We start from the raw sequence: 22,374 nt of genomic DNA on the forward strand, positions 1-22,374 counted from the left end.
TATGTTACTCGGAGTTATCGCCGACGATTTTACCGGTGCCACAGACATCGCCGGTTTTCTGGTTGCCAACGGCATGAAGACCATTCAGCTCAACGGCGTGCCTGCCGACTCGCTGAGTGCAGACGCTGATGCTGTGGTCATCAGCCTGAAATCCCGCTCCTGCCCTGTGGATCAGGCCGTCAGCGACTCTGTCGCGGCATTGCGCTGGTTGCAGGCCGCCGGTTGTCAGCAGTTTTACTTTAAATATTGTTCCACCTTTGACAGCACCGCCCAGGGCAATATCGGGCCGGTCACGGATGCCTTACTGGCGGAACTGAATGAATCGTTTACTGTGATTTGTCCATCGTTGCCGGTCAATGGCCGGACTGTCTGTCACGGCAATCTGTTTGTTAACGGAGAGCTGCTGAGCGAATCCGGCATGCGTCACCACCCGGTGACCCCGATGACTGATGCTAATCTGGTGCGCCTGATGAATGCCCAAGCGCAGGGCGTGAGCGGCCTGGTAAATTACCAGACCCTGGATCAGGGGACAGACGCTGTTGTGACGGCCTTTGACCAGTTGCGTGCTCAGGGCGTGCAGTACGCCGTGCTTGATACGCTCAACGACCAGCATCTGATCACGATTGGCGAGGCCTGTAAAAACCTCAAACTGGTGACAGGGGGCTCAGGGCTGGCTGTCGGCATTGCCCGAAACTGGGTGACTGCGCAGGCCAAGCCGGGCGAAGCACTGTCGGCCGGTCATCCGCAAGCCGGGAACACTGTCGTGCTGTCGGGCTCGTGTTCCGTGATGACCAACAAGCAGGTGGCCCAGTATCAGCGTGTGGCGCCGCACTTTGCTTTGGATGTGAAGGCCTGCCTGAGCGATGACAATTACGCCAACCTCGTGTGCGACTGGGTGATGGAACACCTGGGCGGTGAGTATGCGCCGATGGTGTATGCGACCGCCAATCCTGAGCTGCTGAAAGTGATACAGGCTCAGTACGGTGCGCAGGCGTCCAGCCAGGCGGTGGAGCAGTTTTTCAGTCAGCTGGCACACAGATTGCGCGAACAGGGTGTGCGTAACTTCATTGTTGCTGGCGGCGAAACATCCGGGGTAGTGACCCAGAGCCTTGACGTGAAAGGCTTCCATATTGGCCCGCAAATTGCCCCTGGTGTGCCCTGGGTGACCGCGATCGATCAGGATCTGTCGCTGGCACTGAAATCCGGCAACTTTGGTGACGAATCATTTTTTACGACTGCACAAGGATTTTTCCATGACTGAACAAGCGTTAAGAGAAGACATGGTGACGCTTGCCCGTTCGATGTTTGAGCGGGGCTATGCCACCGGTGGGGCAGGAAATCTGTCTCTGAAACTCCCTGACGGCAATTTTCTGACCACGCCAACAGGCTCTTCCTTCGGACGTTTGGTGGCGGAACGTTTGTCTGTGGTGGATATCGACGGCAATCATTTGTCGGGCGATCGCCCGTCAAAAGAAATTGCGTTCCATCTGGCGATTTACCGCAACAGCCCAGATTGTAATGCCATTGTGCATTTACACTCGACTTACCTGACGGCTCTGTCGTGTCTGGAAGGGCTGGATCCTGACAATGCGATTCAACCTTTCACACCGTATTACGTGATGCGGGTTGGTCAGCTGCCGGTGATCCCGTATCTGCGTCCGGGCGATCCGCAAATTGCAACCGAACTGGCCAATCGTGCGGCCGACTACCGCGCGTTTCTGCTGGCCAATCACGGCCCGGTCATTACCGGCACAGACCTGCGGGATGCGGTGGATAACGCCGAAGAGCTGGAAGAAACCGCTAAACTGGCATTGATGCTTGAGGGTAAAGCTATTCGTTACCTGACGGATGCGGAAGTCAGCGACCTGAAAGGGAGAGGAAAGTAATGGCCAGATTTGCAGCCAACCTCACCATGCTGTTCACGGAAGTGCCTTTTATCGAGCGCTTTGCTCAGGCCGGTAACGCCGGATTCAAAGCCGTTGAGTTTTTGTTTCCGTATGACTATGAAGCGGAACTGCTGGCAGAGCAACTCAGCACGCATCAGCTGGAGCAGGCGCTCTTTAATATGCCGCCGGGCGACTGGGCGGCCGGTGAGCGGGGCATTGCCGCACTGCCGGATCGCATTGAAGAGTTTGAGCACAGTGTCGAGATCGCCCTGCATTACGCGCAGGCACTGAACTGTAAAAAGGTGCACGCCATGGCAGGTATCCTCAGTCCTGACTTTTCGGCAGAAGCACACAGAGAAACCTTTATCCGTAACCTGCGCTATGCCGCGGATCGCTTCGCCGCACACGGTATCAGCGTGATGATTGAGCCGCTCAACAGCCGTGATGTGCCAAATTATTTTGTGGCCCATCAGCGTGACGCTGTCGCGCTGATCAAAGCCATCGACCGGCCGAATGTGAAACTGCAGTTCGATGTGTATCACGCGCAAATTATGGACGGTGATCTGTCTGTTCTGATCAAAGAGGTCGCGGATTACATCGGCCATGTGCAGATAGCGTCCGTGCCGTACCGTCATGAACCTGATGAGGGTGAAGTGAATTATCCTTTCCTGTTCGGTGAGCTGGACAAGTCAGGTTATCAGGACTGGATTGGGTGCGAGTACAACCCGCGACAAGGCACACGAGAAGGCCTGGGTTGGGTCACACCTTATCTGTAAACCGAGCCATTTATAAACGGACCTGTTTGTCAACGGAAGCGACATCGACCATTTCGTCAACAGACTTAAGACAAGATAGAAGAGAGCAAGGACATCCCCTATGAAAATAATTATTACAGGCGGGGCAGGCTTTTTAGGAGCCATGCTTACCGACACCCTGCTACAACGTTATGACAACATCGAGCACATCAAGATCGTCGATCGTATCGCGCCGGATATGAGTCAGTTCGACAGCCGTGTCAGTGCGGTTGTGGGTGACATTACGCACCCGGCAGATATCGATTCGCTGATTGATGCCGACACCACCCATGTCTTCCATCTGGCGGCGATTGTGTCGAGCCATGCCGAGGAAGATTTCGATCTCGGGATGAAAGTGAATCTGCTGGCCACCCAGCTCTTGCTGGAAAAATGCCGTCAGGTGAATCCGGCGATCCGCTTTGTGTTCTCCAGTTCACTGGCTGTGTTCGGTGGCGAGCTGCCGGATCGGATCGAGCCGATGACGGCCACTCAGCCGAGCTCTTCGTACGGGACGCAAAAAGCCATTGGTGAGCTGCTGGTTAACGACTACGGCCGCAAAGGGTTTGTTGATGCCATCACTGTGCGTTTGCCAACCATCTGTATTCGCCCGGGGGTGCCGAACAAAGCCGCGTCGTCTTTTGTCAGCGGCATCATCCGTGAACCGCTGAAAGGCGAACCATCAAACTGCCCGGTTGAGCCCACGCTGCCCCTGTGGATTTCCAGCCCGGAAACCGTGATCGATAACATTATCCATGCCAGCCAGTTACCGGCTGACGCCATCAAAGGTTATCGCACCTTTAACCTGCCCGGTATTCAGGTGACACCTGCAGAGATGATCGCTGCCATGTCAGAGACTGTGGGGACAGGGTTTGCAGAGCGTGTGAGCTATGACGCGGATGCGGCGGTTGTCCGGATTGTCGGCAGCTGGCCGAAAGGGTTCAATAATGCGTCGGAACTGACGCTGGGTTTTAAAGCGGATAAGGATTTCCAGTCGGTACTTCAGGCGTATTTAGCCAAGTATCCGGTACGCGAAGAGGAGGCGATCTAATGTTACCCATTTCTGTAATTGGCTTAATTATTGCGGTTTTTGTCCTGATTTTTCTGGTGCTGAGAACCCGGGTTCACGTCTTGATCGCGATGCTGGCGGCAGCCTGTATTGCCGGTTTGATCGGCGGGCTGAGTGTGGATGACACCATGTCGACGATCAGCAAAGGGTTCGGCGGCACGCTGGGCGGTATTGGGATTGTGATTGGTCTGGGTGTCATGATGGGCGCCATTCTGGAAACCTCCGGTGCCGGGGAGTCCATTGCTTATCACTTCATCAAATGGCTGGGCAAAAAGAAGGAAGAAATGGCGCTGGCGATTACCGGTTATATCGTCAGTATTCCTGTGTTCGTCGACAGTGCACTGATCATCCTGTATCCGATTGCCAAGTCGCTGTCGAAAACCTCCGGCCGTTCCATTCTGACACTGACTGTTGCTCTGGCTGGTGGTCTGGTTGTCGCGCACCACTGTATTCCGCCGACCCCTGGTCCGCTGGGCGTCGCCAGTATTTTCGGCGTCGACATCGCCTCGATGCTGGGTCTGGGTCTGGTGATTGCGCTGCCATCTATCTACGGCATTGTGATGTACGCCCGCTGGTTAGAAAAGCATTTCCCGGAATACGCGACACCTGTCGCTTTGCCGCAGGAATCTGATGATCTGAAGAAAGTGCATGACGATTACATGGCGTCTAAAGCCAGTAAAAACCTGCCTTCACTGACCAAATCCATCATGCCGATTGCGGTGCCGATTCTGCTGATTCTGGTGAAATCGCTGGCAAGCCTGCTGGAAAAACAGTTGGGATTTGACGGGTTGTCGGACAGCGCGCTGGGCGCGGTGATCAACTTTGTCGGCCATCCTGTGATTGCCTTGTCGATCAGTACGCTGCTGGCGGTGTATACCCTGACACCGTATCTGGACAAAGAAACTACGACCCGCAAGCTGGAAGAAGGGATTTCCACCTCAGGGATTATCCTGCTGGTGACCGGTGCCGGTGGTGCGCTGGGCAGCGTCCTGCGTGAGTCTGGCGCGGGGACTGAAATCGCCAACCAGATTGCGGCCCTGTCGATTTCACCGATTATGATCCCGTTCATCATCGCGACTCTGGTCCGTGTAATTCAGGGCAGCGGCACGGTATCCATGATTACCGCAGCCTCAATTTCTGCACCTGTACTGGCTGAAATGGAAGGCATCAACATGCTGTTTGCCGCATCTGCCGCAACCATGGGCAGTTTGTTCGCCGGTTACTTCAACGACAGCCTGTTCCACATTGTGAACCGTCTGATGGGCGTGACCGAAGTGCGTAAGCAGCTGGTGATCTGGACCGTACCAACCACGATTGCCTGGTCAATCGGCGGTTCACTGGTGATGATCCTGAACCTGATCTTCGGCAGCCAGGGCAGTGTGTTCGACCCGGTGATGCCACTGTTGTTCCTGGCGGGTTGTATCTACTTCGTAAAGTCGCAAAGTAAACCCGCAGCAGAGGTTGCTGCCAGTAATTAATCCGTGATGGCGTCGATGAAGGTATCTCTATTCGGTGTTACAGCCCCCGGTTGCGGGGGCTTTTTTTGTTGTTACCCCTGAACCAACGGCAGAGGTGGTGGTGATTGTTCAGCGGATGATGTATCAGCTTCAACCATGTCTATGATCTTCCGGGCCTTTTCAAAGTGATCCAGTTGATGGGTTTGTATCCACCAGGTAGCGGCTTCCATCAGCAGCTCAGGGTCATCGTTTTTATTGGCGAAAAAGGCATAGAAAGACACACCCACATTGTCACCCTTCTGAGCAATCTTTTTGTGGCAGACCTGAATGATTTTTTGGCGCAGTGATTGACGCATTGAATTGTCCTTAAACAGAGTGATTCTTGATGTTGATGCTTTGATCCGCCACAGAAGGCTGCCGGCGAAATTGTCTCGGTGTCATGCCGGACCAGGCCTTAAAGCGGGTGCTGAAATTAGCCGGAATGGGGTACCCGACAATTTCCCCGACCTGTTGCACAGACCATTCAGAGGAGCGCAGCAGCCGGGCCGCATATTCCATCCGCATCCGGGTTAAATGGGCAATGGGACTGCGCCCCAAGTACTGCTGGCACAAGCGATGCAAATGTGGCTCGGAACAGGGATAGAGCGCAGCCAGCTGGCGAACATCCCATTCTTTATGCAACTGGCGCTGGACGCGGTCAAAAACCCTTTTTAACCGAACCTGATGACGCGGCTGGCTTGCGATGTCCGGTGTGCGAAGCAGCAAGTCAATTTGCTGCACGCTGTGTGCGATAACGGCAGCACTTAAATCCATCGGCAGTGACCCGCTTCTGAGCAGGGTCTGAATACAGGCGTACATGACTTCGGCCGTTGGCGTCAGCAGGTAGCTGATCTCACCGGTGACCAAAGCCGACCAATCTTGGGTGGTATCCAGAAACAGCCACGCAATTTGCCAGCCGTCCTCTTCGATACCAAAACCGTTCTCAATACCGGCAGGCACAATGATCATCGATCCCGGCTCCAGCAGCCAACGGCGTCCTTCACTTTCCAGCCATCCCTTGCCACCAACCGTGTACATCAGCATGTGCTTTTGCGGATGTTTCCTGTACACGGAAAACTGCTCGCGGCAGTGCGCTATGCCACATTGCACCAGGCCATGCTCTTCCAGAAGCAGCACTTTGGTCTGGTCCAGGAACTCTTGCTGCGTTTTCTCTGAGATCAGAAATCGTTCTTGCTTGTCGTTCATCTTGAGAGTCTGACAAATGTTTTGGATGAGTTGAAAGAATACGGGATTCAGTCAGAGATTTACACTGTGCGCATAATCACCGATGGAGAATTGTGATGTTGCTTTCAGCCCAGTATATCGATCGCGCGTTTTGGCAAAAATTGCTGACCATTGGTTTGCCTGTCTCGCTGCAGGCGATGCTGTTTTCATTGCTGGGGGTCGTGGACATTTTCATGGTCAGCCAGCTTGGCGAGCAGGCAACAGCGGCCGTCGGTGTGGGCAATCGGATATTCTTCTTTAATCTGATCATGGTGGTCGGAGCCAGTGGTGCGGTCAATGTACTAGCCTCGCAATACTTTGGTGCCGGCAATATGGAGGGGGTTCGCCGCACGTTGGCTCAGTCATGGATGCTATCCGGGCTGGTGGTTCTGCCATTTGTCGTGCTGTATCTGCTCATCCCTCAGCCTCTGGTGGCTCTGGTTGCTTCCGACCCGCATTACGTACAGCTGGCAACGGACTATCTGTGGATCACCGGGCCAAGCATTCTCTTTACGGCCATGGTGGTGCCACTGGAATCAGCATTGCGTTCAATCGGGGATGCCAGGTTGCCCACCATCATCAGTATTTTCGCGATAGCTATCAATGCCTTACTGAACGCCTTGCTGATTTTCGGTCTGTGGGGATTGCCGGAACTGGGCGTGCTGGGCGCAGGGATCGGCACCATCATCTCCCGCTTGCTGCAAACCGCGCTGCTTTTTTGGGTAGTGGTTCGCCGCTATCCGCATTTGCTGCCTGAGCGTTTTCACTGGATTGACGCGGTGAAGCGTCATCATTTACGACGCTATTTTAAGGTCGCGATGCCGATGTTTGTCCACGACACCGGCTGGGCAGCCGGATTGGTGGTCTATAACGTGCTGGTGGGTCAGTTAGGGGTTAGTGAACTGGCGATTATCTCCCTGCTGTCGCCGGTTGAAAGCGTGCTCATCTCGGCGTTTCTGGGCTTTGCGGTGGCCGCGTCCATCATTTTAGGCAATGACATCGGGGCGGATAACTACCCAAGGGTCGAAGGCACAGCCTGGTGGTATGTGATCATCAGCTGTAGTTGTGCGTTATTGCTGGCCATAGCCTGCTGGCTGGCACAGCCGGTGATTGTTTTTCTGATCGGGTTAAGTCCGGTCGAACACAAAGATCTGGCAGTCAATGTGACCCTGGTGATGGCATTTGGCATGGTGCTGAAAGTCTTCAACATGGTCGGGATAGGCGGCGTGATGCGCAGCGGCGGTGATATCAATTACAGCATCTTTATTGATCTGTTTGCCCAGTGGGCGATAGGTATTCCACTGGCCTATTACACAGGTCTGGTGCTGGGCTGGTCACTGGACTGGGTCCTGGCAGTCATCTTACTGGAAGAAGTGGTCAAGATAGGGCTGACCACCCAGCGTATTCAGTCGAAAAAGTGGATCAATAATCTGATTCGGGAGCCGGATATTGTCAGATAGGATGAAGTGAATCGTATATAGCGCGTCAGATATGGTGAATTTATCATCAGCACTCTGCACTAAATTAGTTCTCGGTATACAAGCTTGGTGAACAGCTCACAAATATAGCCATTAAAAAGACATTTTACTGGGCTTATAGACGTTGAGAAGTGTCGATTTTGGCTGAGTCACATGAAATCCGCCTGATTAAATTACTTATTAGCCTGTCATTTCGACGGTTTAAGCTGTCGATTTGATCTTGTAACTTGTTGTTTTTACTGGATTGTTTTGAGTCTTGCGCTGCATATAATAATGCGCTATTGACCAATTTTTCAGTGTGGCTAACGTGTTCAGACGAATTGTTTTACTTCTGCTAAGTATCATTATTTCCGCCTGCGGAGGCGAAGAATCTTACCCGGAATACCCCAAAGATCGCCAGCAAGGCATTCTCAGCGGCGTTGTTTTTGACGCTGCTGTATCCAATGCGACGGTCCGTGTCTATGAGTTCAATCAGGGTAAGGTTGGCCGCCTGTTAGCAACAACAAGCACAAATCCTGATGGTCGTTTTTCTGTCGCTCTGACGGCCGGCTCTACACCTTTATACATCGAGTCCAGTGGCGGCGGATTTTTAGATCCTTATTCGAATCATGTCGTCACCGCAAATGACCGCGGCCCGATCAAACTTCGTACTTACGTGAATTTCACTGAAGGACAGAGCCGGAAGGTCATGCTGACACCGTTGACAAATATTGCGGTGGGTCTGGCTGATTACAATATGATTCGTTTAGGGCAGCAAACAGCCGCCGCCATCGAATCCGCCAATGCCGCAGTCAATAGTCAGTATGGATTCGATGTGATTGCGACAGAACCGCTGGATATCTCAAAAGGTAACTGGAGTGCAATCGCCACACAAGGTCATCAATATGGCGCATTTTTACTGGCGTATTCTTCGTTAGCCTATGAATCACTGCAAAATTCAGGGGGCAGTGACAGCGAAAAAAATATCTACACATCCTATAATCTTGCGGATCTTCAGTTTCGGGATATTCAGGCAACGGGACAGCTTGATGGCTGGTCAATGGATGAAGTCTCAGCGTTACCTGTGGCTTTGTCCTATGGTCTGCAGAAAATCAATGCTGACTTTTACACCAATTCCATGGCGCAGCACTTGCTGAGAGTGGTCAATAACCCGGAAGTCAATACATCAGGGACACCGCCGGGTGATTATTCTACGCTGGTCAATAAGCTCAATAATGCGTCCGGAGGAATTTATGCCACCCGAACTCCGGAAATTATTGATGACGAACCGCCAGTCGTGACACGTGTCGGTCAAGACGTGTTATCGGGTTCAGGATTAGTCACTGTGAAGGTGACTGACTTTATTGGTATTGATTCCGTCGACGTTTTCATCCAGACAAGGCCTGAAGGGGGCAACTGGGGGAGTCTGAAAGCTGCATGGGCAGCAATTCAGCTTTGTGCAGTGTGCAATCTGAAAATATCAAAAGTGGAGTGCGCGAAGCTCAGGTTGTCACCAAAGTCAATACGCTGGCAATTGACCAGCTATCCACTGAGGCAATGCAAGCCCGTTTGGTGTACAGCGTTGCTGATGTGCTCGAAAATGCGAACAACACCAACTATGTTCCCCTTCAATGGGATAACATTGCTCCGACCATCAATATCACCTCGCCTGGCGCATTTAACCCGGTGAATCAGCAAATTTATATTCTGTCTGGCACGATTGAAGATGCCGGCTCCGATATTGCCAGTGTGTCAATTGGTGTGAATGCGGGGGTCCCTGAGCCAATTGCTTGTACGATGCAACTCGATGAAGCAACTCAGGAAGAAGTATGCGTATTTTCAGAAACTTACGATAAAACACTGTTCATTGGCGGACAAACAAACTTCTTTATTTCTGCCAGTGACGTCAGTGGGAATACGAAAGTAGAACCGCATGTGGTGTTATCCGATACAACAGCACCCACTCAGGCCATTTCTTTCCCTCAAGTGGCAATGAAGTTTTTTGATGCCGATGCCGGTGAGTATCAGGACAATTTAACTCAGGAGTACTTTCAGGATCTGTACGGAAAGCAGTATCTGAATCTGAACTATGCTTATGCCCTGCAGGGGTTGAAAGGTGTCCACCCGGACGTTGACTTCAGTGATTTTACCTCATTAATCCTGGATCAGAATCAGATCCCTTATCTGGTGTTAACCGTATCAGACAGTGCCGGTGGCTCTGAGCTCACGCAAACATCTGCGGAAGATCTTGTTGTTACTGTGACTTATGAAGCCGGCAATATCGGCGAGCAAGCAACCATCATTCACAAACAAGTGAACCTTGGCGATAAAATTCCTCATGAAATACTGCCAGAACCCGATGCAGACGGGTATATCAATCAGGTCCGGTATTTTATCCCGTTTGTGAAAGAAATTTTTGGCTCAGATTTCACCCGGGTCAATGAACAACATGCGCAGACCATTACCATAGTGACAAAGGATGGCTCAGGGAATACCTCGGTTCCTTATAAGTTCCAGTTTAAATCTACATTCAACCTGCCGACGATCAAGATAACTGCGCCTTATATTAATGCCTCGGCCAACGTGGAGCGTTTGCTCGGTTCTGGCAAATGGGGATTAGTGGGCTCCTGTACGCTTCTGGCGCAATCGTCAAATAGTTCCAGTGAAAAGTTAAAAGATGCTGCCAGCTGTACGCTGAACTCTCAGTTTGCCGGGGAGATCCACCGAGTGACCTTAACCGGTCCTTCGGCACTTTTTATAACTGGAGTAAAGAAGAGCGTCAGACAGTGACACTCACAGAAGAAAATGGCTTGCGTGCTTATGCCGTTGTGGGCGGGGGAAATGGTAACCGCGAGTTGGTGGTGACTGAACTTTCTGTGTTCCAGTCCGGTTTCTTCGATTATTTATTTGAACAGTCTGATAAGTCGCAAGCAACCGCCAAGAGTCTGTTGTCGCAAGTGGACGCGATGTTCGGGGAACAAAGCACGCAATTTTTTGGCTTCAATCCGGTATCGACGCGATATGCTACCGCGGATGAACTGGCGCAGATCCCGAACCCGCCTTCCAGCCCGTACCTGTACCGTTTCCTGTTGGAAGCTATGGTCAAAATGTCTGAAAGTGTGCCAATCAAGAACAGTATTGACCTGGCAAAATCTTTTTATAGTGATATCTCCAGTAATGGCAAGCCCGATGGGCTGAATGCTGCAGGTGAGTCGGTTGATTTCGGTGGCTTGCCTCTGTCTGAGCGTTTTTACCGCGAGGAACTGGGGAAACAATTTTATGCAGTGACTGCTGGTGATAAATCGATTTATCCGATCGATAGCAAGGTAGCTATGTATTATGCCAACCGTTTTGCGAAATCGGATCCCAAACTTCAGGGGCAGCCTATTTTCACGAAGACACCCGAACCGGTTGATCAAGAACCGCCGAGTGTGACGGTTGATCCCCTCGCGACAAATCTCGTTGAAACCAATAACAGGGTTTATATTAGCGGTGATCTGAGCGCTATTGCGAATGTGAGCGATCCATCAGGACTGGATAAGTCAACGTTCCCGACAAAACTGGAGTTATTGTGGGGAGACGACGATAGCGTGGATGCCACAAACCTCACTGGTGTCACCAGTATACTGATTGACAACGATCCGTATCAGGAAAAACACCAGTTTGGAGTCAATACCCTTAATAATTTCCCAGGGATAGCCCGCTTAGATCTGTTATTGAGCAGTAGTGACCGTGAAGGGAATAGCCATGGTTATCACAGCATGCTGCCATTCTCTAAGATCTACTATGTCGATAATGAACCGCCTAGCTATAGTTTTACGCCGCCGTTCAGAGCAGATGCTCTTCCTGATGATACCTATATCAATACCAATTATAAGCAGTTACTGAAATTCACCATTGACGAAAGGGTTGGTGAGGATGCCTCAAGGCGTCGTTTTATTTTCCGCAATGGCAGCCAGGAACGTGTTGTAAGCAGCGATGAAATGGTCACTGAAGGGAATGTTGTCAAAATTTTCCTTTGCAGGGCAGATAAATGTAACGGGGACAGTACACCTACCGTCGATTTGGGGCCTGGCAAATGGGTGTTGCTCACTGAAGGTGGCGATAGCCTGGGGAATACCATTACGGCAACCGATCCAAATGTTGGACGTTATCAGGTGAATATTGACTATGAAGAGCCAGCAATTCTGCCAACGGAAATTTCAATGCTGGGCGGAAACGAGCAGTGGGCACCGATCTCGGTGATTAACAATGGCGTCGGTAATGTCAGTCCACTTGGGGATATTCAGCTGCAGTTGCATACTGGTGCAGGATTAGTCGAGCTGGAGCCCTGTATTCAAGGTCAGGATTGTTCTGGGTTGCCTGCATATACCCTTGGGGATAAAGGGAATACCAAGGTTCAGCTGGTGGCTGACAACTTGATCCATGGTAAAACTTATACCTTATATATTTCGGCATCAGACACAGCCTTTCAGCCGAATATCGGGGAAGGTAAGTTTGAGTTTAAGGTCGATAAAATGGGCCCGAGTATTACCACACCCACGTTAGCCGACGGCACTGCCCCAGAACTATCGGGTAACATCATGGGGACCCGCTTTAAGGTCAGCATTGCCAGTATTACGGATGACTCCGGGGTGGAAGATGTCAGTGTCTGGCAGGAATTGACTGATAAAAATGTACAACTGGTCGAGGCTTTCAAACCCGAAGGTTTGAACAACATTGATATCAATTTACAGCCAGCCAATACCGCCCTGATTCAGACGGATGAAGGCAAGCAGATTAAAATCTTTGTGAAAGCCACGGACTCCCATGGTTTTGAAGGCCGTTCCAATGCGGTATCGACTTTGTTCGATAATGAAGGACCCACAATTTCACTGATTAATTACAGTCCGGATGATTTCTATGTGCCTGGGTTTATTTTCAATGTTGCTGTCAGGGATGAAGGGGTGAATCCGATAGCGCCCGGGGCCGTATCATACTGGACGTATACAGGAAGCAGTCCTGCTCCGGGTGATGAAGGAAAACAACCCACCAATGAGACTCAGATAGAGACGAATATGCAGCAGGATTTCACGTTGAAAATTCGTGCTCAGGATATTCGTGGTAATGCACAGGAAAAACCTTTTGCTATTAAGGTCGATAAAACTGCACCTGAAGTTTCACTGACGGCGAGATATCAGGCCAATGATCTTGAAATTAGCCCGAATGAAAACATTACCAAAAATGGAACGGTTGATCTGTATCTGAATGCGTTCGATCCGGAAAGCCAGATCGATAGTAATATTGAAGCCAGTTTAATCCGTGACGGTAATACTGAAGGAGAAACCATTGTATTCAGTCCGGTCGAAGGGAATGACAGGCTTTGGAAATCTCAACTCAATACTCAGATTGCAAATGATGGTCAATACAATTTAATTGTGACTGTCTATAACCGTGCCAAGGCGAATAAGCCGGAAGAACGTAAGAAAAACCGCCTGGTCAGATCGTTAAAGGTACAACGTGAAGGTTATAGTTTGTCAATTACCAAGCCGATTGATTTTGGTACACATGTTTTTGGCCGGAGTTTCAGGGCTGAATTTGGTGTGCAAAATGCTCCTGGTGCGATTTTGAATAAACTTGAATGTTGGCTACGTGAAGATTACAACAGTGATAAAGCGCCCGATAATGACACATCAGGTCTGTATAAGGTTTATACCAACACAGCAACACCTGTTTGTCAGTTTGACAACGTGGATACTAATCTGCTGATCAATCCGGTTCTGATTACACGGACAACAGCGAGTAATGAGGCCCAAGTCGATCAGATCTTCTCGTTCAATATGCTGGATGTTGATGCACCACTTATTGCAAATAAAGACGCCTTTATTCTGAAGCAAGGTGATGTAGATACTATCGATGGTGTGAAGAAGTTAACGATACGAGTCACCGTGAATGATGTTTTGTCAGGTATGGACAGTACAGCCACAGTGAAGTTACTCAAAGGCTTAACAGAATATGAACCAACCAGTATTCAGCCAAGCAATGGTAATCAGACCATCACTTATACCTTCACGGGTGATTATGAAGATTTGATCCGAAGAGGCCAGATCGAGCATTTCGTCAAGCTCACAGGTTTAAAAGACAAGGCTGGTAACATCGTGGTAGACACGGATGCAAATATTCAATTGCGTGTGCCGAATGTAAAACCAGATATTGAAATTACCGGGGTAAAAAATGGTGATTTCATCAATGGTCAGGAAGTGAACTTTTTCCTGAAAAAATCTGTAGGAGAAGAAGCAAGACAGGAGAATATCTTCGTCGACTTGGGTGCAAGTGCTTTTGACTTCCTAACGAATAGGAATAATTTCCCCACCCAGACTATCTGTGCTGATGATCCTGCTTTTGAATGTATTAAGTTTGAAGGCAATATTTCACCGGATCATGCCAATAGTACAATTAAGATTAAAGCTCGTATTGTCGATATATGGGGGAATGAAGCAGAAACCTATCTGGAACTTGGTATCGATAATAAGCCACCGAAGATCTCAGATATTTACAGCATTAGCTCTAACACAAGCAACCAGGTGTTGGTGAACTTTGATATCTCGGATGAAGACAGTGGTTTGAAAGCTGTAAAATATACCGTAAAGGATATTGGTAATTCATCATTCATTGTAGACAAGTCTGCGGAAGACGAGACTATCGCTCAACTGGAATTTGATACATCAAAACTGGGCAATGAGAAAAGCTTCCGGGTTGAGATCAAAGCGACAGATAATGTGGGTCAGGTGCAGAGTAAAGACTTCACTATTGATATCACTAAACCGGCAGTGACATTGGAATTGCCGAGTGTTGCGAAAGAACAGTCAAACCTGATACTGCAAAACCTAAATCAGACTTTTAACATCATTACCGCTGCTGTGCCTGAGACTCGAGCAGAAGTGAGACGTTATGTTCTGACGCTAGTGGCTTTGGATCCGGGGTTGGACAATATTTCCGTTGAAGGCAACTTTGCAGGTATTCCGTCGGTAACGGGCAGTATCAATCTCAATGAGAGTTTGCAAGGGCGCTATGATCTGAAACTGTCTGTATTCGATAACCTTGGACGGGACATCAGTAGTTTCACTTTAAAGGATGAAACTGTACCGACGACGCAAAAACCTGTTTTGGTTGATATGGCTAACCCGGTCATTGCGAATGTCCAATCCCAGCAACAGGCAGTTCCTCCGGTAAATAACAAGTTCGTTTTGCATGTGTCTGCTGACATCAGTGACCATCACTTGATTGATAGTTCGGTGACAGCAAGCTTAAGCCAAGGTGCTTCAACGATACTACCAGTGAAAATTGTGCGTCCGGATGCGCCGTCAAACACTTACCTGTTCGAGTTTCTGGTTGAAGCCGGTAGCTACGAGCTGACCTTCAACGCCGCGGATGCGGCCGGGCACAGCCAGAGCCTGATTGTTCCTGCGGTGACCGTGGATCCGTGGCAGGTACCGACAGTCGCCGTCAGCACTCAGGACGGGCTGACCGAGCTGGGCAGCGGCCAGGACACTATCCTGGTGTTTGAATTCAGCGAGCCGGTCATCGGCTTTGCAGCAGAAGATATCGTGCTGACTGCCGCCAGCGGCGGCGATGCCGGCACCCTGAGCGGTCTGGCTGAGCAAAGTCCCGGTCGCTGGACGGCGGTGTACCGTACTCCGGTCGGTGTTGATACCGGGATAACCCTGAGCGTCACGGCCGACAGCTATGTCTCTGCCGCCACTCAGCTGGCCGGCAGTGCCGGTAGCCTGAGTCTGGATGTTATCGGCAGTCCGCTGACCGCGTCTGTTTCCCTGCCGGAGGGGGATGAGGTCAGCCGCATCGGTACCATAGCCGTCACCTTTACCTTCAACCGGCCGGTCAGTGGCGAGGTGGTGCCCCTGCCGGAAGAAGGCGTATGGAGCAACCTTCGCAAGAACCCGGGGATGACGGAAATCACCTATGACTTCTCCCCTCAGGCGCTGGCCGTCGGAATCCATCCGGTGGGTGTTGCCGCCGGCTATCTGGATGACTACGGCAATGCCGGACTGGCAGCCAGCCTCCCGGTGACGGTCACCAATATCGCCCCAGTGATTGGTGCGGACTTCAGTCTTGCTGAGCAGGGCGGTCAGGTGGTGATGGACTTTGACATCACGGATGCCGAATCGGCTCTGGCCTCGGTTCGTTATACTGTGCTGGATCTGCCGGGCTCGCCGATTACAGCGGAGAAAACTCTGGCTGACGGCAACCTGAGCCGGCTGAGTTTCGATGCCGCCCAGTTGGGTGGCGCGCAAAGCTTCCGGGTGCAGATTGAGGCGACGGATGATGCCGGTGCTGTGGTCAATCGGGAGCTGTCGGTTGATATCGCCCTGATGGCGGTGACTCTGTCCGTACCGGGTAGTCAGCTGTCCGGTGGCCAGCTGCTGCTGACCTCGGCGGATCCGGGCTTCACCGTCAGCACGGAGACGCCTGCCGGCTCCCGTGCCGGTGTCAGCGGGTACACCCTGACACTGGTCGCCCGGGATGGCGTGCAGAGTGATATTGTGATGAATGGTCAGTTCAGTGGTAATGCCAGTGTGGTCGGGCAATTACCTGTTCAGATAGCAGATCAGGGCGAGTATGACCTGACGCTGAGCGTACAGGACAGCCTGGGCCGCACCGTCAGCGAGTACACCCTGAACGGCGAAAGCACCGCGACTGCGCAACTGCCGGTCCTGGTTGACTTGGAAAATCCGGTCATCGCTAATGTGCAGCCCCAGCAGCAGGCGGTACCACCGGTCAACAATGAATATGTGTTGCAGGTGAGCGCAGACATCAGCGATCTGCATCTGGTCAACAGTGCGGTAACCGCCAGCCTCAGTAACGGTGGTGCGGTGATTTCCCCGGTGGCGGTGAGTCCGCCCCGATGCGCCGTCGAACACTTACCTGTTTGAGTTTCTGGTTGAAGCCGGTAGCTACGAGCTGACCCTCAACGCCGCGGATGCGGCCGGGCATAGCCAGAGCCAGGTTGTTCCGTCGGTGACCGTGGATCCGTGGCAGGTACCGACCGTGACCGTCAGCACTCAGGACGGGCTGACCAAGCTGGGCAGCGGTCAGGACACTATTCTGGTGTTTGACTTCAGCGAGCCGGTGACGGGCTTTGCGGCTGAAGATATCGTGCTGACCGCCGCCAGCGGCGGCGATGCCGGCACCCTGAGTGGTCTGGCTGAGCAAAGTCCCGGTCACTGGACGGCGGTTTACCGTTCTCCGGTCGGTGCTGACACCGGGATCACCCTGAGCGTCACGGCAGACAGCTATGCCTCTGCCGCCACCCAACTGGCCGGCAGTGCAGGTAGCCTGAGTCTGGATGTCATCGGCAGCCCGCTGACCGCGTCTGTCTCCCTGCCGGAAGGGGATGAGGTCAGCCGCATCGGCACGATAGCCGTCACCTTTACCTTCAACCGGCCGGTCAGTGGCGAGGTGGTGCCCCTGCCGGAAGAAGGCGTATGGAGCAACCTTCGCAAGAACCCGGGGATGACGGAAATCACCTATGACTTCTCCCCTCAGACTTTGGCAGTGGGTGTGCATCAGGTGGGTGTTGCCGCCGGCTATCTGGATGACTACGGCAATGCCGGACTGGCAGCCAGCCTCCCGGTGACGGTCACCAATATCGCCCCAGTGATTGGTGCGGACTTCAGTCTTGCTGAGCAGGGCGGTCAGGTGGTGATGGACTTTGACATCACGGATGCCGAATCGGCCCTGGCCTCGGTTCGCTATACCGTGCTTGATCTGCCGGGCTCGCCGATCACAGCAGAGAAAACTCTGGCTGACGGCAATCTGAGCCAGCTGAGTTTCGATGCCGCCCAGTTGGGGGGCGCGCAAAGCTTCCGGGTGCAGATTGAGGTGACGGATGATGCCGGTGCTGTGGTCAATCGGGAGCTGTCGGTGGATATCGCCCTGACGGAGGTCACTCTGTCCGTACCGGGCAGTCAGCTGTCCGGTGGCCAGCTGCTGCTGACCTCGGCGGATCCGGGCTTCACCGTCAGCACTGAGACGCCTGTAGGCTCCCGTGCCGGTGTCAGCGGATATACCCTGACACTGGTCGCCCGGGATGGAGCACAGAGCGACATCGTGGTGAACGGCCCGTTCAGCGGCGGCAGCGATGTGACGGCTCAGCTGCCACTGCAACTGTCCGAGCAGGGCGAATATGATCTGAACCTGAGCGTACAGGACAGCCTGGGCCGCACCGTCAGCGAGTACATTCTGAACGGCGAAAGCACCGCGACTGCGCAACTGCCGGTATTGGTTGACTTGGAAAATCCGGTGATCGCTAATGTGCAACCCCAGCAGCAGGCGGTACCACCGGTCAACAATGAATATGTGTTGCAGGTGAGCGCAGACATCAGCGATCTGCATCTGGTCGACAGTGCGGTAACCGCCAGCCTCAGTAACGGTGGTGCGCTGATTGCCCCGGTGTCGGTGATCCGTCCGGATGCGCCGTCGAACACTTACCTGTTTGAGTTTCTGGTTGAAGCCGGAAGCTACGAGCTGACCCTCAATACCGCGGATACGGCCGGGCACAGCCAGAGCCTGATTGTTCCTGCGGTGACTGTGGATCCGTGGCAGGTACCGACAGTCGCCATCAGCACTCAGGACGGGCTGACCGAACTGGGCAGCGGCCAGGACACCACCCTGGTGTTTGACTTCAGTGAGCCGGTCAGCGGCTTTGCGGCTGAAGATATCGTGCTGACTGCCGCCAGCGGCGGCGATGCCGGTACCCTGAGCGGTCTGGCTGAGCAAAGCCCCGGCCGCTGGACGGCGGTGTACCGTTCTCCGGTCGGTGTTGATACCGGGATAACCCTGAGCGTCACGGCCGACAGCTATGTCTCTGCTGCCACCCAGCTGGCCGGCAGTGCTGGTAGCCTGAGTCTGGATGTTATCGGCAGCCCGCTGACCGCGTCTGTCTCCCTGCCGGAGGGGGATGAGGTCAGCCGCATCGGTACCATAGCCGTCACCTTTACCTTCAACCGGCCGGTCAGTGGCGAGGTGGTGCCCCTGCCGGAAGAAGGCGTATGGAGCAACCTTCGCAAGAACCCGGCGATGACGGAAATCACCTATGACTTCTCCCCTCAGACTTTGGCAGTGGGTGTGCATCAGGTGGGTGTGGCCGCCGGATATCTGGATGACTACGGCAATGCCGGACTGACAGCCAGCCTCCCGGTGACGGTCACCAATATCGCCCCGGTGATTGGTGCGGACTTCAGTCTTGCTGAGCAGGGCGGTCAGGTGGTGATGGACTTTGACATCACGGATGCCGAATCGGCCCTGGCCTCGGTTCGCTATACCGTGCTTGATCTGCCGGGCTCGCCGATCACAGCAGAGAAAACTCTGGCTGACGGCAATCTGAGCCAGCTGAGTTTCGATGCCGCCCAGTTGGGGGGCGCGCAAAGCTTCAGGGTGCAGATTGAGGTGACGGATGATGCCGGTGCTGTGGTTAACCGGGAGCTGTCGGTGGATATCGCCCTGACGGCGGTCACTCTGTCCGTGCCGGGTAGTCAGCTGTCCGGTGGCCAGCTGATGCTGACCTCGGCGGATCCGGGCTTCACCGTCAGCACTGAGACGCCTGTAGGCTCCCGTGCCGGTGTCAGCGGATATACCCTGACACTGGTCGCCCGGGATGGAGCACAGAGCGACATCGTGGTGAACGGCCCGTTCAGCGGCGGCAGCGATGTGACGGATCAACTGCCACTGCAACTGTCCGAGCAGGGCGAATATGATCTGAACCTGAGCGTACAGGACAGTCTGGGCCGTACCGTCAGTGAGTACACCCTGAACGGCGAAAGCACCGCGACTGCGCAACTGCCGGTTCTGGTTGATCTGGAAAATCCGGTGATCGCCAATGTGCAGCCCGAGCAGCAGGCGGTACCACCGGTCAACAATGAATATGTGTTGCAGGTGAGCGCAGACATCAGCGATCTGCATCTGGTCGACAGTGCGGTAACCGCCAGCCTCAGTAACGGTGGTGCGCTGATTGCCCCGGTGTCGGTGATCCGTCCGGATGCGCCGTCGAACACTTACCTGTTTGAGTTTCTGGTTGAAGCCGGAAGCTACGAGCTGACCCTCAATACCGCGGATACGGCCGGGCACAGCCAGAGCCTGATTGTTCCTGCGGTGACTGTGGATCCGTGGCAGGTACCGACAGTCGCCATCAGCACTCAGGACGGGCTGACCGAACTGGGCAGCGGCCAGGACACCACCCTGGTGTTTGACTTCAGTGAGCCGGTCAGCGGCTTTGCGGCTGAAGATATCGTGCTGACTGCCGCCAGCGGCGGCGATGCCGGTACCCTGAGCGGTCTGGCTGAGCAAAGCCCCGGTCGCTGGACGGCGGTGTACCGTTCTCCGGTCGGTGTTGATACCGGGATAACCCTGAGCGTCACGGCCGACAGCTATGTCTCTGCTGCCACCCAGCTGGCCGGCAGTGCTGGTAGCCTGAGTCTGGATGTTATCGGCAGCCCGCTGACCGCGTCTGTCTCCCTGCCGGAGGGGGATGAGGTCAGCCGCATCGGCACGATAGCCGTCACCTTTACCTTCAACCGGCCGGTCAGTGGCGAGGTGGTGCCCCTGCCGGAAGAAGGCGTATGGAGCAACCTTCGCAAGAACCCGGGGATGACGGAAATCACCTATGACTTCTCCCCTCAGACTTTGGCAGTGGGTGTGCATCAGGTGGGTGTTGCCGCCGGCTATCTGGATGACTACGGCAATGCCGGACTGGCAGCCAGCCTCCCGGTGACGGTCACCAATATCGCCCCAGTGATTGGTGCGGACTTCAGTCTTGCTGAGCAGGGCGGTCAGGTGGTGATGGACTTTGACATCACGGATGCCGAATCGGCCCTGGCCTCGGTTCGCTATACTGTGCTGGATCTGCCTGGCTCGCCGATTACAGCGGAGAAAACTCTGGCTGACGGCAACCTGAGCCAGCTGAGTTTTGATGCCGCCCAGTTGGGGGGCGCGCAAAGCTTCCGGGTGCAGATTGAGGTGACGGATGATGCCGGTGCTGTGGTCAATCGGGAGCTGTCGGTGGATATCGCCCTGACGGCGGTCACTCTGTCCGTACCGGGTAGTCAGCTGTCCGGTGGCCAGCTGATGCTGACCTCGGCGGATCCGGGCTTCACCGTCAGCACTGAGACGCCTGTAGGCTCCCGAGCTGGTGTCAGCGGGTATACCCTGACACTGGTCGCTCGGGATAGCGCGCAGAGTGATATCGTGGTGAACGGCCCGTTCAGCGGCGGCAGCGATGTGACGGATCAACTGCCACTGCAACTGTCCGAGCAGGGCGAATATGATCTGAACCTGAGCGTACAGGACAGCCTGGGCCGCACCGTCAGTGAGTACACCCTGAACGGCGAAAGCACGGCTGTCACGCAACTGCCGGTCCTGGTTGATCTGGAGCAGCCGCAGATTCTGAACGTTCATACAGCTCAGCAACCTCTGGCTCCAGAAGCAGGAAAATATTTCATTCGTGCCATGGCAGATATTGTTGACTTGAATCTTGACAGTTCCAAGATTATTTCGGTCCTTGATAATGGCTTAGAGCAAACCGCAGCTTTTCATGTGACTGCGCCGCCTGATCACAGTGGTACCTATAGCTTTGACTTTAATGTCGCTCCAGGTAACTACAACTTAATTATTAAGGCGACAGATCTTGCCGGAAATGAAAAGATTTTTACTACAGAAAGTATTGTTGTTGAGCCGTGGACTGTGCCGACCATAAACATGACCGTCCGCGACCCGGATAGCACTGAGATGGGGGGCGGGAAAACTATCTGGTTAGATCTGCATTTCTCGGAAGTGGTGAACGGTTTTTCTCAGGATGATCTTATTGCAACTGCAGCAGCGGGTGGTGAAGCAGGTGCTTTCAGTGACTTTAATCAGCTGTCAGCTATTCACTGGCAGGTCCGTTATACAGCTCCGGCAGGCGTTGATACTGACATTTCGATTCAGGTCTCAGAAGGAAGTTACTTCGCCGCGGATGATGATATGCCAGGTAGTGAAGCACATCTCAGTTTGAGTGTGATTGGATCCCCGTTAACGACAAGCATCGCTTTTCAGGATGGGAACACTCAGGTCATAAAAGGGGAGGTTTTGCAGGTGACCATAGCCTTTAATCGATCAGTGTTGACAGAGCCTGTGCTGACACCAGCCAATACTGAACTTGTCAGCTTCTGGTCTGCACCTGTTATCAATCTGGACAGAACGGAATTTATTTTTGAACTCGACACAACGGAATTCGATTTGGGTGAGACTGTGATTGGTGTAGAAGCAGGCGATCAGGATCAATATGGAAATATGGGGCAAGCAGTCACGGCAATATTAACTGTAAATTAATCATCAGCTGATGATTGTCTGATGTTTAAACAGCCATCTTTGCTTATGCTCAGGTGGCTGTTTTAGTTCAAGGTTGATTTAACGACAACA

Annotated in this window: 12 protein-coding genes; 10 read left to right on the plus strand and 2 right to left on the minus strand. The window is 53.1% G+C overall.

The window, feature by feature from the left end; genetic code table 11:
* Window position 1: 1 nt before the first annotated feature.
* The 5 genes from otnK (at window position 2) to P4S53_RS06230 (ending at window position 5,224) form a co-directional block, all read left to right on the plus strand.
* Window positions 2-1,261 carry a 3-oxo-tetronate kinase gene (gene otnK / locus P4S53_RS06210; RefSeq protein WP_337111901.1) on the plus strand — a complete coding sequence of 420 codons (1,260 nt, stop codon included), beginning with the start codon at window positions 2-4 and terminating at the stop codon, window positions 1,259-1,261.
* Window positions 1,254-1,886: a 3-oxo-tetronate 4-phosphate decarboxylase gene (gene otnC / locus P4S53_RS06215; RefSeq protein WP_337111902.1), complete on the plus strand. Its 633-nt coding sequence runs from the start codon at window positions 1,254-1,256 to the stop codon at window positions 1,884-1,886. Before otnK ends, otnC begins: the two co-directional genes overlap by 8 nt.
* Window positions 1,886-2,662, plus strand: coding sequence for a 2-oxo-tetronate isomerase (gene otnI, locus P4S53_RS06220; RefSeq protein WP_337111903.1), 777 nt, complete (start codon window positions 1,886-1,888; stop codon window positions 2,660-2,662). Before otnC ends, otnI begins: the two co-directional genes overlap by 1 nt.
* Before the next feature lie 100 nt (window positions 2,663-2,762).
* A complete protein-coding gene (denD, locus tag P4S53_RS06225) occupies window positions 2,763-3,728 on the plus strand; it encodes a D-erythronate dehydrogenase (RefSeq protein WP_337111904.1) in 966 nt (321 codons plus the stop codon).
* On the plus strand, window positions 3,728-5,224 hold the full coding sequence (locus P4S53_RS06230; RefSeq protein ID WP_337111905.1) for a GntP family permease: 1,497 nt from the start codon (window positions 3,728-3,730) through the stop codon (window positions 5,222-5,224). Before denD ends, P4S53_RS06230 begins: the two co-directional genes overlap by 1 nt.
* Before the next feature lie 71 nt (window positions 5,225-5,295).
* On the opposite strand, the gene P4S53_RS06235 is transcribed toward P4S53_RS06230, so the two are convergent.
* Both P4S53_RS06235 and P4S53_RS06240 read right to left on the minus strand, forming a co-directional pair.
* Window positions 5,296-5,559, minus strand: coding sequence for a DUF6500 family protein (locus P4S53_RS06235; protein ID WP_337111906.1), 264 nt, complete (start codon window positions 5,557-5,559; stop codon window positions 5,296-5,298).
* Window positions 5,560-5,569: 10 nt separating this feature from the next.
* Window positions 5,570-6,448 (minus strand): AraC family transcriptional regulator, encoded by an 879-nt coding sequence (locus P4S53_RS06240; RefSeq protein ID WP_337111907.1) that lies wholly within the window; start codon window positions 6,446-6,448, stop codon window positions 5,570-5,572.
* A 95-nt stretch (window positions 6,449-6,543) separates the two neighbouring features.
* On the opposite strand from P4S53_RS06240, the gene P4S53_RS06245 reads away from it, so the two are divergent.
* The 5 genes from P4S53_RS06245 (at window position 6,544) to P4S53_RS06265 (ending at window position 22,284) form a co-directional block, all read left to right on the plus strand.
* The gene (locus P4S53_RS06245) at window positions 6,544-7,926 is read left to right on the plus strand and encodes an MATE family efflux transporter (protein ID WP_337111908.1); all 1,383 of its coding nucleotides are present in this window, start codon (window positions 6,544-6,546) and stop codon (window positions 7,924-7,926) included.
* 325 nt (window positions 7,927-8,251) lie between these two features.
* Window positions 8,252-9,613, plus strand: coding sequence for a carboxypeptidase-like regulatory domain-containing protein (locus P4S53_RS06250; RefSeq protein ID WP_337111909.1), 1,362 nt, complete (start codon window positions 8,252-8,254; stop codon window positions 9,611-9,613).
* Window positions 9,610-10,713, plus strand: coding sequence for a hypothetical protein (locus P4S53_RS06255; protein ID WP_337111910.1), 1,104 nt, complete (start codon window positions 9,610-9,612; stop codon window positions 10,711-10,713). Before P4S53_RS06250 ends, P4S53_RS06255 begins: the two co-directional genes overlap by 4 nt.
* A complete protein-coding gene (locus P4S53_RS06260; RefSeq protein WP_337111911.1) occupies window positions 10,710-16,853 on the plus strand; it encodes an Ig-like domain-containing protein in 6,144 nt (2,047 codons plus the stop codon). The genes P4S53_RS06255 and P4S53_RS06260 overlap by 4 nt, the downstream gene beginning before the upstream one ends.
* 85 nt (window positions 16,854-16,938) lie before the next feature.
* Complete coding sequence (locus P4S53_RS06265; protein WP_337111912.1) at window positions 16,939-22,284, plus strand: Ig-like domain-containing protein; 5,346 nt, start codon at window positions 16,939-16,941, stop codon at window positions 22,282-22,284.
* The last annotated feature ends 90 nt before the right edge of the window (window positions 22,285-22,374 follow it).

The organism is Photobacterium sp. Hal280 (assembly GCF_037162255.1).
Classification (GTDB): Bacteria; Pseudomonadota; Gammaproteobacteria; order Enterobacterales; family Vibrionaceae; genus Photobacterium.

What these genes read in the sequence shown, in the direction of transcription:
- otnC (WP_337111902.1), top strand. Translation starts at nt 1,254, where the DNA reads ATGACTGAACAAGCGTTAAGAGAAGACATGGTGACGCTTGCCCGTTCG.
- otnK (WP_337111901.1), top strand. Translation starts at nt 2, where the DNA reads ATGTTACTCGGAGTTATCGCCGACGATTTTACCGGTGCCACAGACATC.
- denD (WP_337111904.1), top strand. Translation starts at nt 2,763, where the DNA reads ATGAAAATAATTATTACAGGCGGGGCAGGCTTTTTAGGAGCCATGCTT.
- P4S53_RS06235 (WP_337111906.1), bottom strand. Translation starts at nt 5,559, where the DNA reads ATGCGTCAATCACTGCGCCAAAAAATCATTCAGGTCTGCCACAAAAAG.
- otnI (WP_337111903.1), top strand. Translation starts at nt 1,886, where the DNA reads ATGGCCAGATTTGCAGCCAACCTCACCATGCTGTTCACGGAAGTGCCT.
- P4S53_RS06245 (WP_337111908.1), top strand. Translation starts at nt 6,544, where the DNA reads ATGTTGCTTTCAGCCCAGTATATCGATCGCGCGTTTTGGCAAAAATTG.
- P4S53_RS06240 (WP_337111907.1), bottom strand. Translation starts at nt 6,448, where the DNA reads ATGAACGACAAGCAAGAACGATTTCTGATCTCAGAGAAAACGCAGCAA.
- P4S53_RS06230 (WP_337111905.1), top strand. Translation starts at nt 3,728, where the DNA reads ATGTTACCCATTTCTGTAATTGGCTTAATTATTGCGGTTTTTGTCCTG.